Genomic DNA, 12,658 nt, shown 5'->3' with positions numbered 1-12,658 from the left:
ATTATCTCTGAGGTACGGGTTCACAACGGAGGCCGAGTGCAGCGGCCATGGGTGCTCCAACTGTGACGTTCAGAAACTCGTCTAGCTTGCGAAAAAAAGCCGTCTGGGTGAAGTTGTCGATCGCATGCTGATGAATGCGGTGGTAGTCCCACGCATAGTCTTGGGCTTTGAGCAGGGCGGCCTGCACCGCGTCGGGGGTCTGGCGCTCAAAGAAAACGCCGGTAACACCCGGAATCTGAGTGTCGAGCACCCCCCCCGCCCCAAACGACACCACCGGAGTGCCGCTAAAGTTGGCCTCAATGGGCACCAGACCGTAGTCTTCGAGGGCGGCGACAATCACCATGCGGGCCTGGGAAAACAGGCTTGTACGCTCTTCATCGCTGACATGGCCAATAAAGGTGATGTTGTCCAAGGCCAGTTCCTCCAATCGTTCTCGTTCGGGGCCGTCGCCCATGATCACCAGGGGCCAACCTAGCCAGTTAAAGGCTTCGACGATTATGTCTACGCGCTTGTAGCTGAGTAACCGGCAAGAAACGAGGTAGAAGTTTTCTTTCTTGTCAGAAAATTTAAATTGGCTACCGTCGATGGGGTAGTTGATGAAGGAAGCGGGGCGATCGTAGATGCGCTGGATGCGCTCGGCCACGGTGCTGGAGTTGGCCACATACATATCGGGTTCGCTGGCATAGTGCAGGTCGAGTCGCCGCATCTGGTGAAAGATCGGCTCTAGCAGAGGCGAGAGCATTTGATATTCCTTGTAACCCCGCAGGTAGGTTTGGGTATCCCACAAAAAGCGGGTGATGTTGTGGCAAAAGCAGATGTGCAGAGCATCTTCGCGGGTGCGCACCGCCTTGGCAAAGCTGGTGGTGCTGCTAAATACCAGGTCGTACTCGTCTAGCTCTAGCAGCCGAAAGGCCGGGAAATAGAGCGGCGCAAACATGCGAAAGTGCCGGGACGCGCCAGGGATGGCCTGGAGGGCGGTGGTATTGACAATGCGATCGCGCAGATCGATGGTGCGCTCGGGGTCGTAGAGCGACGTAAAAATATCGGCATCGGGAAACCGTCTGCAGAGCAATTCAAACACTCGTTCTGCCCCACCCCGCTGGGTGAGGTAGTCATGGACTAGCGCAATTTTCATCGCAGCGCTTTCTCCTAGGCAGGTGTTGGGGCTTAAGGCACGTGTGGGTAGAGCACCAATTGACCTGGAGGGACAACGCAGCGCGACGGCCAGGGGGCGATCGCAACGCGAATGGTTAGTGACTTAGTGAAAAATGCAGCGGTCTAACGCTGAGTTGAGAACTTTAGTAGCGACAGGCGTGTGACCTGAACCCTAAAGACCGCCGAGGTTAGTAGAAAGTTCCCAGCAGCGAAAAATATGGCGGTGGTAGCCGCCTAAACGCCAGTTGTCTCAGGCAGTTAAATGGCCACTTGTAGATGCAGTCGGCTGCTGATGTTTGACCAATTTTTGACGATAGGGTGACGGGGGTGGATGCAGTAGATGACTGAGGGTAGACGCTAAAACAGCAGAGTGAGGCACACCTTCTTGTAGTGACATCGTAGAGTTAGCCCGGAAACCAGCCGCTTTTATCCGTGAATTTAAGGACGACATTTACAGGTTCTTAAAGTTTTGATGCAAGCTACCGAAAAGCTCCTGAGGAACTTATCTCGGCCTGATTAGTTCTTGCAAGGGGTACCCCTTCTAGTTTGGGTTGCCGATGACCCAGGTCTTGGTCTGAGTGCCTGACACATCTCCAAAGTAGGTTGGGTGCAGCAAAGCGGAACCCAACACCCGCCGAGAATTTCGGGCTGGTTGGGTTCTGCGATCGCGCCACCCAACCTACGAGAGATCAAGACTTTTCGGCGTTGTGTCAATCAGCCAGGGCCTTGACTCCTGGGGTGCAGGCAAACAGTCCGGATGCCAGCGTTTGGCCTTCGTTAGTAAAGGCAAGACCCAGGCAAAGGGCCGAGAGATAGCACAGCAAGTCGCTCATTTATGGTTGGTTTTATGATTTCTACGTTGGGCGTACAGCGCTACTGGCTCAGGTCTGTGGGGCTAGGGTTGGTGGTGGGTTTGGGGGCGATCGCCCCATCTGCTGCCCCACCGGCCCAAGCGCAATCGATGCAGCAGGTCACGCAGACTGCCCCGGCGACCCCTAGTACCACCATGGGTTTGCCGCTGCGATCGGCTGTTCCCCAAAGCCTAGACGCCACCTATCGCCTGGGCACGGGCGACGTAATTGCCATCGAGGTCTTTGGTGCCGAAGAGTACAGCACTGAGGCGATCGTGCTGCAAGATGGCGCGATCAATCTGCCCAGGGTGGGGGCAGTGCTAGTGCAGGGGTTGACCCTGCGCGAGACCGAGGCGGCGATCGCCACTCGCTACGGCGTGTTTTTGCGCCAGCCCATCGTTTCGGTGTCGCCGGTTAACCTGCGCCCGGTGCGCATTGCCATTTCCGGCGAAGTCAACCGACCCGGCTCCTATACGGTGCAACAGGCAAGCGACACCAACAACCCCAACGCCTTTGATGCTCGCTTTCCCACCTTGACCGAGGCGATCTCTCAGGCGGGGGGCATTACCGCTCGGGCCAATATTGGCGAGGTGGCCCTACGCCGCCCGACGGGCTATAACCAGGTGCAGACCATCCGCTACAACCTGTGGGAGCTAATTCAGTCAGGCGATCTAAGCAAAGACATCGTGCTGCAAGGGGGCGATGAAATCTTTATCCCCACGGCAACGGCGATGACGCCCCAAGAGGCCAACGACCTAGCCGCCGCCAACTTTGCCCCTGACTCGATCAATGTCTTTGTCGCCGGAGAGGTCGCCCGTCCTGGCCCCCTCCAGGTGGCCCTCAACACCTCCCTCAACGAGGTACTGCTCAATGCTGGCGGCTTTGACCGTCGCCGGGCCAATATCAACACCGTCGATCTGATTCGCCTGGCCCCCGACGGCACCGCCATCAAGCAGCAGATTACGGTCGACTTTGCCCAAGATGTTGGCTCAGCCAGTAACCCGATTTTGAGCGATCGCGACGTGATTGTCGTTGACCGCTCAGGGCTGACCGTCTTCGGCGACACCACCAGCACCTTACTCAACCCATTTACCAGCATTATCAACAGCATTTTTGGCTTCAGACGGCTGTTTGAATAAGCTAGCCCGATCGTTTATCGCTCGGTACGGCGGGCACGCTGTGGTCAGGGGCTCTCTTTGCCGTAGGCCTGCCAAGCCAGGTCAGCCAGCCCATTGACAATCGCCGCCGCCACCACGGCACTGCCCTTGCGACCATTGATGCGCACGTTGGGCACCAGGGTGTCTTGCAGACGCTCTTTGACCACGGCGGTGTTGATAAACCCCGCTGGCGTAGCGACCACCAGGGCCGGACGCACCTTCTCAGCATCGATCAGATCGACCAGGGCAGTCAGGGCAGCCTCCGAGGCCCCAATCACAAAAATACCCTCGGGGTATCGCTGGGCCAGGGTCTCAATGCCCCAGGTGGCTTGGCTTTTGCCCTTCTGGGGCCGCGTCAGGGCATCCATGCTGCAGTAGACGGGGTTGGCAAAGGTGTTTTGAATGACTGGAGTAATGCCCACCTGCACCATGGGCACATCGACAATGATGGTAGTGCGAGCGGCCAGGGCTGCGGCCCCCGACTGTAGCGCCTGATCGGAGAAGTGAATGCAGTCTTTAAAGTCAAAATCGGCGGTGGCGTAGATGACCCGGCGCACAATCTCATATTCCGAAGGCGAAAAGCTGTGGTCGCCGATTTCAGAGTCAATGACTCGCAGGCTCTGGGCGTCGGTCACGTGCCATTCCATAACATTAGAAAAATTGGGGTCAGTTGAATGGGCTAAGTGTATCCAGCTGTGGGATGTAGTGCAATGGGTGGAGGGGTAGACCGCCCTCTACCGCCCTGCCACGATGGCGCGAATGGCGGCTACCAACCGCTCTACTTGGGATGGCTCGATCCAGTAGTGGGTCACCGCTCGCAGGGTGCGATTGCCGTAGCCGCCAATATACAACCCGTGGTCTACCCGCAGGGTTTTGATCAACTGCTCTGGGGAGATGGCGACCTCTGCCGCCAGCGCAAAAAATACCATGTTGGTTTCGACCACGGCCGGGTCAATTTCGACGCCGGGAATCGTCGCTAGCCCCTGGGCCAAGGCCTGGGCATTGTCGTGGTCGGTTTGTAGCCGCTGGGTCATAGTCTTGAGGGCAAGAATGCCAGCGGCGGCTAGCCCGCCCGCCTGGCGCATGCCGCCCCCCAGCAGCTTGCGGTAACGACGCGCTTGGTGAATGAAGGCTTCGCTGCCCACCAGCATTGAGCCCACTGGGGCGCACAGGCCCTTGCTGAGACACACGCTCACCGAATCGACGTGGGTGGTAATGGCGGTGGGGTCTAGATCTAAGGCTGTGGCCGCGTTGAATAGCCGCGCCCCATCGAGGTGAACGTTGAGATCGTGGGTTTGGGCGATCGCCTTCACCGATTCAAAATACTCCGGCTCGATCGCCGCGCCATGGTTGCCGCCAGAGCTATTTTCTAGCAAAATCAGGCGGCTCTTGGGCAGGTGGGGGTTGTCGCTGCGAATCGCCCCCTCAATCTGGTCGAGATGCATGCGGCCCCGGCTGTCGGTGGGCAGCGGGCGGGGGGTAATGCCGCCCAGCACGGCAATGCCCCCGGCCTCCCAGCAAAAGGTGTGGGCGTCTTCGCCGAGAATGGCCTCGTCTCCGCGCTGGGCGTGGGTGAGGGCGGCAATCAGATTGCCCTGGGTGCCGCTGGTGACAAAGAGGCCCGCCTCCTTACCCAAAAGACTGGCGGCGAGGGCTTCGAGCTCGTTGACGGTGGGGTCTTCGCCGTAGACATCGTCGCCCAGCTCCGCCTGGGCCATGGCCTCAACCATGGCAGGGGTCGGCCAGGTCACCGTGTCAGAGCGAAAGTCGATGGAGGGGTGAATGGTGGCCATGGCGGTGGGAGAAAAGGAGAGTAAAGGATGCAGCGGGGTGAGAGCTAGGGGCGCAGGGTTTCGATGGCTCGGCCCGTGGTGACAAACGACACGCCCTGCTGAGAGGCGGTGCTGATCATCACGGCTTCAATGATAGGCTCGCTGACCGAGGTAGCCGCCTGCCACTCGACAATAAAATTTGCCCCCGAGCCGCCAGCAATGTTGCCGCGATTGACCACAACCTCGGTCGAGGCCAGCGGCCCCAGCTGAATCGGCTGGTCGAGGTAGGCGACGATGCGATCGCCGCCCGAGTTGTAGTAGTCAATGGTGTCGATGACGATGGGCTGGGTGCGGTCGGTGTTGCGCAGGCTGAGGGTGGCCGCCAGCTGAAAGGCGCGGTTTGACTCAGAGTCAAACACTTCAGAATAGACCGGCACGTACAGGGTTTGCCCCTGCACTGGGGCATCGGGGACAGCGGCGAGAACGGTAATGCCGGGGCGATCGCCAAACCGCTGCTGAGCCGACAGATTAGAGGCCGGGCTGTTGGCCGGAGACTGCGCCGCACAAGCTGACAAAGCCCCTAGCCATAGACTGATCAGCACGCCTTGAAGATTTGCCATAGGTTGCCATAGAACTCAGTATGAAGCTCTAATTATTCGCAAGCTGCGCGATCGCGCCAGGGTAACGCATCAGCTTAGGTGATTTCTGACCTAGAAAATACCTCGCTGACGACAGTTTATTGTCCCATCTCGCCAAAGCGGGCGGCGCGGCGCTTGGTGCCAAACATATGGGCATAGACAAAGGAAAACTCACAGCCCGCGAAGAAAATCTGACAGGCGAGAAAAATCCACAGCATCAAGATCATCACGCTGCCGATGACGCCGTAGGAGACAAAGCGACTGCCGAGGCTAATCACGCTGTTGCTCACCAGCCATTGCAGCCCCGCCAGCAGTAGGGTGGTGAGCAGGGCACCGGGCCAAATGTCGCGCCACGAGAGCTGAATCGACGGGAGAATGCGAAACAGCCCGGCGATCGCCAGGCCCAGAGCCACAAATGACCAGCCCGCCTGGAGGCCCTGGCTCAGCGCATCGGCATCGATATCGACAAAGGCAAAGGTCTCCTGAAAGGTGTTAACCAAGCGGAGGATGATCTTAATCACAATATTTGACAGCAGCGAGGCCAGCAGCAGCAGGGCGGTGGCGAGCACCAGCAAAAAGGCCGACAGCTTGTTGACGACAAAAAACAGCACCATGCGAGTGGGCGACCCGGCCTCGCTCACCCGGCTGGGCGACTCCCAGATTTTATTCACCGATCGCTTCAAAATGGCAAAAATAGTGCTGGCGGCAAACAGCAAAATGCCAAAGCCGATCAGCCCTGCCCCCACGCTATTTTCATTGAGCGAAATCATGGTCTCGCGGATCAGATCGTGGGCCTCTGACGGCAGATAGCGCACGATCACCTCCTGAATGGAGGCAAAAGCGTCGCTGTCGGGGCCGACCAGCGCCCCCACCACGCTGAGCACCACCAGCAGCAGCGGAAACAGTGAAAACAAAGCGTAGTACGACAGCGCTGCCGCCATACCGGGAACGTTGTCACGATCCCACTTGAGCCAGGTTTGCACCAACAGCTGAGCTGGCTTGGAGGGAAAGATTGTAGTACGCAGGTAGGGCAACAGGCGCGATCGCACGTAGTTCAGCATGGGTAAGCGGGGTCAGAGAAGCCGAAGCTATTATCGCCGACCCCGACCCAGCCTACTGTTCTTGCATCAGCCGCAGATAGTTTTGCTTGAGCTGAATGTGGCTCTCGCTGAGGCGACTGGACAGATTTTTTTCTACCTCAGACAGCTGCTCCCAAAACTGCGACGAGCGCTGGGTGCCGATGTACTCTCCCCAAAGCTGCTCTAGCAGGTCAGCCGCGATCGGGCTTTCGGCTTTGATCTCCCCCAGCACCCCCTGAAACGCCTGGTGGGCTTCGGGGTGCTGCTGCACCTGCCGACCCAGGCTGATGGCAGCTTGCAAACGGCTCGACAGATCGGTGGGCTGGCTCATGGCAACTTGCCTGGGAGAAACAACGTTATGATTAACTGTTACAAATCTAAACAATTTAGCCCCTGCCGACAAGGATATCCTGCTGATGGCTGATTTTTGCAGGCGGCGGCGGGCAGAGATTAGGGTAGATTCTTAAGGGGCTTTACCAGATCTGGCCTAGCCATCACCCCTTTTAGCTGCCTCCCTATTTACTAAACCATGGCCAAACAGCGCATTCTTTCGGGCATTCAGCCGACGGGCAACCTGCACCTGGGCAACTATCTGGGGGCCATTCGCAACTGGGTTGACCTGCAAGAGGCCTACGACGCCTACCTGTTTATGGCCGATCTGCACGCCATCACGGTGCCCCACGACCCGACTCGCCTGGCAGAAGACACCTACAAAGTGGCGGCCACCTACCTGGCCTGCGGCATCGACCCCGACAAGGCGACCATCTTTGTGCAGTCTCACCTGAGCGCCCACAGCGAGCTGGCCTGGTTGTTTAACTGCATCACTCCGCTCAACTGGCTAGAGCGGATGATTCAATTTAAAGAGAAGGCGGTCAAGCAGGGAGAGAATGTCAGCATTGGCCTGCTCGACTATCCGGTGCTGCAAGCCGCCGATATTTTGCTCTACGAGCCTGACCTGGTGCCCGTGGGCGAAGACCAAAAGCAGCACCTAGAGCTGACCCGCGACATTGCGGCTCGGCTCAACTTTCAGTATGGCAGCGAAGAACAGCCGGTGCTCAAGGTGCCGGAGCCGATGATTCGCGCTGAGGGGGCCAGGGTGATGAGCCTCACCGATGGCACCAAAAAAATGTCGAAGTCTGACCCGTCGGAGCAAAGCCGGATTGATCTGACCGATACCCCCGATGCGATCGTCAAAAAGATCAAGCGGGCCAAGACCGACCCCGAGCGGGGCCTGTGGTTTGACGACCCGGCCCGACCCGAGTGCCACAATCTGCTGACTCTGTATATGCTGCTGTCGGGGCAAACTAAAGAAGCGGTGGCGGCAGAGTGCAAAGAGATGGGCTGGGGTCAGTTTAAGCCCCTGCTGGCCGATACGGCGGTGGCCCACCTGGCCCCCATTCAGACAAGGTTTGATGAGCTGATGGGCGATCGCACCTATCTAGAGAGCATTTTGAGAACGGGGCGCGAGCGGGCCGGGGAAGTGGCCAATGCCACGCTGGCACGGGTGAAGGATGCCCTGGGCTACTCGAAACCGCTGTAGGGGGCGCGATCGCCCTTCACCTGATGACTGTCGCTAATCCGCTTGTTAGAATTGACCAAACTTTGGCATATCTCCTATGGCTGATATTCAGGTGGCGATCGCCGGGCAAGATGCCGTGGCAGCAACGGAGGCACTGGTCTCTTAATCGATGATAAAGCTCTGAAACCCCTATGCACAGTAGTTTGAGGCAATTACCCCTAGAATCCTAAAAGTGCTTGCCTAGAGAGGCTTTTAGCCATCTATCTCCTGTTAGCAGACCAGTGCCTTGGAGTCCTTAGGAGCATTCGCTTCTAGGCATGGGCACTGTAAAGCTAAGGTGATGCCTGAGAATAAAATGATTCAAAATAGAGGCTACGGTGTCAAAGGTTCTGGGTTGATTGCTAGATGACTGATGTCAAAGTCAAGGTATTTTTTTCCTACTCTCACGAAGATGAAAGTTTACGTGATGAGTTGGCAAAACACTTAAAGCCGCTAGAACGTCAAAATAAGATTGAAACGTGGCACGATCGCAAGATTGACCCCGGTACAGATTGGCGTAAGGAGCTTGACAGTCAACTGAACTCGGCAGATATTGTTTTGCTGCTGGTCAGCCCCAGCTTTGTCGATTCAGATTTTTGCTACTGCACCGAACTGGAGCAGGCGAGAAAACGTCATGATGCTGGAGAAGTTCGCATCATTCCTATTTTTCTCAGACCGCTCGATCTGGAGGCTCTGGAAGGAACACCGCTACAAACTTTACAAGGATTGCCAGAACCTAGCAAACCAATTACTAAATGGGACAATCGGGATGAAGCCTATGTCGAAGTTGCAAGGGGTATCCGTTCAGTCGTCAATGAGATTCAGCAGGAAAAAGAGGTAAGGCAAGCTGCTCAATCTAGGGAATTAACGCGTCAGTCTCCGATGCGATCGCGTGTTCCAGATGAGCGTTATATCGAGCGGGATGAGGCGAAAAGGCTCTTAGACCGCTTTGAGAGCGTACTACAACAACCTGACGGACAAACCTTACTATTTAATATTTGCGGCATTGGCGGAGTGGGTAAAACGACCTTGCTGGGTCGATTGCGAGAAGCTCATACAGGCAACGTTGATTTTCTGGAGGTTTGTTTTGCAAAAACGCCTGATATCGAAACACCGCTAAAGCTCATGCGGAAGATTCATCAGCAGGCGAGGGATCTTTTGGGTACCGAAACGAACACCGGTGCGTTTACTCAACGAGAGCAACTTTTTGAGAACACTCTTTTTGAATTGAGTCATCGTTCAGTAGATGGTAAAGAAACCAGTAGTGAAGACGCGAGGAAGATCACTAGCTGGTTTGAACGATTTATCTGGTTAGGGACAGCCAGCTTTGCATCGACTTCAAATCACCCAAAATTTTATGGAGCTGAATTTGCGCCTTCAGGGGCAGTCAGTGAGGATGCCGAAGGCTTGAAAGAATGGATTCAGCAGCGAGTGCGGAATCACCCTGCAACCAAAGACCAGCCTGAGCTACAGGCACTCATGCTGGAACCTGTTTCTCAGCTGACGCAGGCATTTGCTGAGAGCTTAATGCAAGTTGCACAACATAGAGCGCAATCGCTTGTGCTGATTTTAGATACCTATGAAAAAGCGCAGGCGTACTTAAATCAATGGCTATGGCAGTATTTGGTGGAAGATACGCCGCTCGCTTCTTCTCCAGTACGACTGGTGGTGGTAGGGCGGCGATCGCTGCAAGCCGATGAAGGTTGGCGCAAGCTCAACCAGGATCGGACGTTACTTCACATAACACAACTCCAACGGTTCAGCAAAAACGATACAGAAAACTACCTCAAGCAAATTGGCATCCAAAATGGGGGAACACGCGCCAAGATATACAAAGCAACCCAGGGATTACCCTATTATCTGGACTGGGTAAGGAAACAACGAGAGGACGGTAAAGAACCTGACTTTTCTAAAGGGAATCAGGCGATCGCTGAACTCCTTTTGCAGGGCACCGATTCCCAGCAGCGCAAGATTTTGCAGGTCGTGGCGTGTTGCCGCTGGTTTGATCTGGCAATGATACGGCATTTGCTGGAGTGCAACATTCCCGGCTTACAGCAGGCGAATGACACCCCAGAAGATTATTTTGAGTGGTTGAAACGCTCAGATTTCGTTGAATTTAGCAAAGAACATTATCGTTTAGATGATGTGGCGCGAGATGTCTTTCGGCAGTCCTATTTTCAGGACGACCAAAATCAGTTTCGTAAAACCAATGCACTCCTCGCGGATTACTTCAAGCAGCAAGCAGATGATCTGGTTGAGCCTCATATTCCTTTACCCGATTCATATGAAGATGAGGAGTGGCGGAGGCTAATCGCTGAGTTTCTTTATTACAGTCTGTTTGGTAAAGGCAGAAAAGGACTTCACCTATATGTTGAGCAGGTTTTGATCGCAGCGTATCTGCGTGAGCCGGACATATTTATGGCACCCTTTACTTTTATTTATGCAGAAATGAGTGGAGAAAGCCAAAATCTACTCCCTAATACAACAGATAAATTTTTCAAGGATGCTGCGATCGCGCTCGGATTCGGCTGGTTTTTCCTAGATCAACCTCCAAAAAGCTACAAGCTTAAGTTTGAAGGTGAGGATGATTTATCAGAAGAGGCAATTGAAGCACGTTCGCAGGATATTGAGGATGCTTTGCAAGTTTTGCTGGAGCAGATAGGTAATGTGCCAGATGGCTTTGGCAAATGTATAGGACTGATCTATAATTCTCTACGATGTAATCGATCCAGGGAAAAAATTGATTCACTTTTGCAAGCAAAAAGCCAGGCTGAACAGCTAACGACTCAATGCCGTTCAAAACTACTGCACAGTCTTTCTTTAAATCTTGGTAATTTACTGAACGGTGTAGAACGCTATCAAGATGCACTGAATTGTTGTGAGACAGCCCTAGAGTTATGGGAAAATAATCCACAGGCTTTTTTTGAAAATGGTGTTGCACTTAGCAATCTAGAGCGTTATGAAGAAGCACTGAAAAGTTTCCAAAAAGCACTTGAATTCGACCCTAAATCTGTTAATATTTGGATAAATAAAGGTGCTGTACTCGGCAATCTAGAGCGTCATGAGGAAGCACTAGATAGTTTTCAAAAAGCACTTGACCTCAACCCTAAGTCTGTTGATTCGTGGATAAAGCGAGGTGCTGTACTCTTTCGTCTAGAGCGCTATGAGGAAGCATTGGAAAGCTTTCAAAAAGCACTTGACCTCGGCCATGAATCTGTTGATGCGTCGATAATTCGAGGCACTGTACTCTTTCGTCTAGAGCGCTATGAGGAAGCATTGGAAAGCTTTCAAAAAGCACTTGACCTCGATCCTAAATCTGTTGATGCGTGGAGTAGTTGTGGGGTTGCCTTACAAATGCTGAAGCGGTATAGTGAAGCGCTTGCGGCTTGCGATCGAGCGCTTGAAATTACTCCTGAAGATTCCAATGCACTGAATTCTCAAGCATTAACACTGAGCTTCTTGAAAGAGTTTGATAAAGCGATCGCTGCGATTGACCAAGTAATCCATTTAAATCCTGAAGAATCTCTATGTAAAGCGAATCGCGGCATTGTTCTGGCGAGGGCAGGGCGCTATGCCGAAGCCCTTGCTGACTGTGACCAAGCAATTCAGCAAGACCCTAAGCATGAGGGCGGCTACTATGCCAAAGCCTGCTATTACGCACTGCGAGGTGAGTTTGAACAAGCAATTAGTAACCTGCAAAAATCGATTGAGCTTGCACCTCGTCTTAGTCGAAGGGAAGCTAAGTACAACCCAGATTTTGACTGTATGCGGGATGACGAACGATTTCGAGCTTTAGTGTATCTGGAATAACAATTCTGTGCTAGGAATTTTGCCCATAGTCCCGATCAAAAATCGCCAGACACTGCATTGGGCGATCTGGCGGGTGTGATAGCGAAACCCAACCCCCTGCACAACCACATAAACTACCGCTCGAATTTGTTGGCCCCCCTCGACCCCACCCCCCTTGCCTAAACTTCTTCCTGTTAAACCAGGGCTGTTATCGCTCAATAGTGAACCCATCAAAATGAGCTGACCCGCTATGGGGTTCAACCTTTACCTGGTCGACTCGGGCACCCGCTGGCCCCTGATTAGCCCATTGCAGCAAAGCTTTCAGCTGGTCACTGGTGCCCACAGCCACAATTTCAACAGTGCCATCTGGCTGGTTGCGTACAAAACCCTTTACCCCCAGCTGTTGGGCGATCTGGCAGGTGTGATAGCGAAACCCAACCCCCTGCACCACCCCACAAACTACCGCTCGAATTTGTTCCATTAGCCTCTGGTCGTTGGTTGATCGCGTCATTCATCCAGCCTAAGGTGATTTCCAGAAAAGAATATATAGCGATGGCCATTTCGCTTAGGACATACGCCTCGGCTTCGGTTGAGAACTGGGGCGGCGCAATGGCGTATAGCCATCGCTTCAGGGGTATCGGTCATGTCCTAACGATTTT

The 12,658-nt window shown here is 54.4% G+C and carries 10 protein-coding genes; 3 read left to right on the top strand and 7 right to left on the bottom strand.

The window, feature by feature from the left end:
* Position 1: 1 nt before the first annotated feature.
* Positions 2 to 1,135, bottom strand: coding sequence for a glycosyltransferase (locus AC0QKW_RS04810; RefSeq protein WP_473149921.1), 1,134 nt, complete (start codon positions 1,133 to 1,135; stop codon positions 2 to 4).
* 867 nt (positions 1,136 to 2,002) lie between these two features.
* Between AC0QKW_RS04810 and AC0QKW_RS04805 the strand changes: the two genes are divergently transcribed.
* A complete protein-coding gene (locus AC0QKW_RS04805) occupies positions 2,003 to 3,145 on the top strand; it encodes a polysaccharide biosynthesis/export family protein (protein ID WP_473149920.1) in 1,143 nt (380 codons plus the stop codon).
* A 44-nt stretch (positions 3,146 to 3,189) separates the two neighbouring features.
* Here AC0QKW_RS04805 and AC0QKW_RS04800 read toward each other — a convergent pair whose 3' ends face one another.
* From AC0QKW_RS04800 to AC0QKW_RS04780, 5 genes are all read right to left on the bottom strand, one after another.
* On the bottom strand, positions 3,190 to 3,810 hold the full coding sequence (locus AC0QKW_RS04800) for a precorrin-8X methylmutase (RefSeq protein WP_473149919.1): 621 nt from the start codon (positions 3,808 to 3,810) through the stop codon (positions 3,190 to 3,192).
* Positions 3,811 to 3,897: 87 nt separating this feature from the next.
* Complete coding sequence (gene ltaE / locus AC0QKW_RS04795; protein WP_473149918.1) at positions 3,898 to 4,956, bottom strand: low-specificity L-threonine aldolase; 1,059 nt, start codon at positions 4,954 to 4,956, stop codon at positions 3,898 to 3,900.
* Between the two features lie 44 nt (positions 4,957 to 5,000).
* Positions 5,001 to 5,555, bottom strand: a complete 555-nt coding sequence (locus AC0QKW_RS04790; RefSeq protein WP_473149917.1) for a DUF3124 domain-containing protein — start codon at positions 5,553 to 5,555, stop codon at positions 5,001 to 5,003.
* A 116-nt stretch (positions 5,556 to 5,671) separates the two neighbouring features.
* The gene (locus tag AC0QKW_RS04785) at positions 5,672 to 6,634 is read right to left on the bottom strand and encodes a YihY/virulence factor BrkB family protein (RefSeq protein ID WP_473149916.1); all 963 of its coding nucleotides are present in this window, start codon (positions 6,632 to 6,634) and stop codon (positions 5,672 to 5,674) included.
* A gap of 52 nt (positions 6,635 to 6,686) precedes the next feature.
* Positions 6,687 to 6,983: a hypothetical protein gene (locus AC0QKW_RS04780; RefSeq protein WP_473149915.1), complete on the bottom strand. Its 297-nt coding sequence runs from the start codon at positions 6,981 to 6,983 to the stop codon at positions 6,687 to 6,689.
* 198 nt (positions 6,984 to 7,181) lie between these two features.
* On the opposite strand from AC0QKW_RS04780, the gene trpS reads away from it, so the two are divergent.
* Both trpS and AC0QKW_RS04770 read left to right on the top strand, forming a co-directional pair.
* Entirely contained in the window at positions 7,182 to 8,192 is a 1,011-nt protein-coding gene (gene trpS / locus AC0QKW_RS04775; RefSeq protein ID WP_473149914.1) for a tryptophan--tRNA ligase, read from the top strand.
* A gap of 384 nt (positions 8,193 to 8,576) precedes the next feature.
* Positions 8,577 to 12,020, top strand: a complete 3,444-nt coding sequence (locus AC0QKW_RS04770) for a toll/interleukin-1 receptor domain-containing protein (RefSeq protein ID WP_473149913.1) — start codon at positions 8,577 to 8,579, stop codon at positions 12,018 to 12,020.
* Positions 12,021 to 12,207: 187 nt separating this feature from the next.
* On the opposite strand, the gene AC0QKW_RS04765 is transcribed toward AC0QKW_RS04770, so the two are convergent.
* A complete protein-coding gene (locus tag AC0QKW_RS04765; protein WP_473149912.1) occupies positions 12,208 to 12,480 on the bottom strand; it encodes an acylphosphatase in 273 nt (90 codons plus the stop codon).
* Between the last annotated feature and the right edge of the window lie 178 nt (positions 12,481 to 12,658).

It is taken from the genome of Pseudanabaena sp. PCC 9330, assembly GCF_055795045.1.
The sequence above is the reverse complement of the archived record's forward strand: the minus strand, read 5'-3'. Positions and strand labels throughout refer to the sequence as shown.

What these genes read in the sequence shown, in the direction of transcription:
- AC0QKW_RS04810 (WP_473149921.1), bottom strand. Translation starts at nt 1,135, where the DNA reads ATGAAAATTGCGCTAGTCCATGACTACCTCACCCAGCGGGGTGGGGCA.
- AC0QKW_RS04805 (WP_473149920.1), top strand. Translation starts at nt 2,003, where the DNA reads ATGATTTCTACGTTGGGCGTACAGCGCTACTGGCTCAGGTCTGTGGGG.
- AC0QKW_RS04800 (WP_473149919.1), bottom strand. Translation starts at nt 3,810, where the DNA reads ATGGAATGGCACGTGACCGACGCCCAGAGCCTGCGAGTCATTGACTCT.
- ltaE (WP_473149918.1), bottom strand. Translation starts at nt 4,956, where the DNA reads ATGGCCACCATTCACCCCTCCATCGACTTTCGCTCTGACACGGTGACC.
- AC0QKW_RS04790 (WP_473149917.1), bottom strand. Translation starts at nt 5,555, where the DNA reads ATGGCAAATCTTCAAGGCGTGCTGATCAGTCTATGGCTAGGGGCTTTG.
- AC0QKW_RS04785 (WP_473149916.1), bottom strand. Translation starts at nt 6,634, where the DNA reads ATGCTGAACTACGTGCGATCGCGCCTGTTGCCCTACCTGCGTACTACA.
- AC0QKW_RS04780 (WP_473149915.1), bottom strand. Translation starts at nt 6,983, where the DNA reads ATGAGCCAGCCCACCGATCTGTCGAGCCGTTTGCAAGCTGCCATCAGC.
- trpS (WP_473149914.1), top strand. Translation starts at nt 7,182, where the DNA reads ATGGCCAAACAGCGCATTCTTTCGGGCATTCAGCCGACGGGCAACCTG.
- AC0QKW_RS04770 (WP_473149913.1), top strand. Translation starts at nt 8,577, where the DNA reads ATGACTGATGTCAAAGTCAAGGTATTTTTTTCCTACTCTCACGAAGAT.
- AC0QKW_RS04765 (WP_473149912.1), bottom strand. Translation starts at nt 12,480, where the DNA reads ATGGAACAAATTCGAGCGGTAGTTTGTGGGGTGGTGCAGGGGGTTGGG.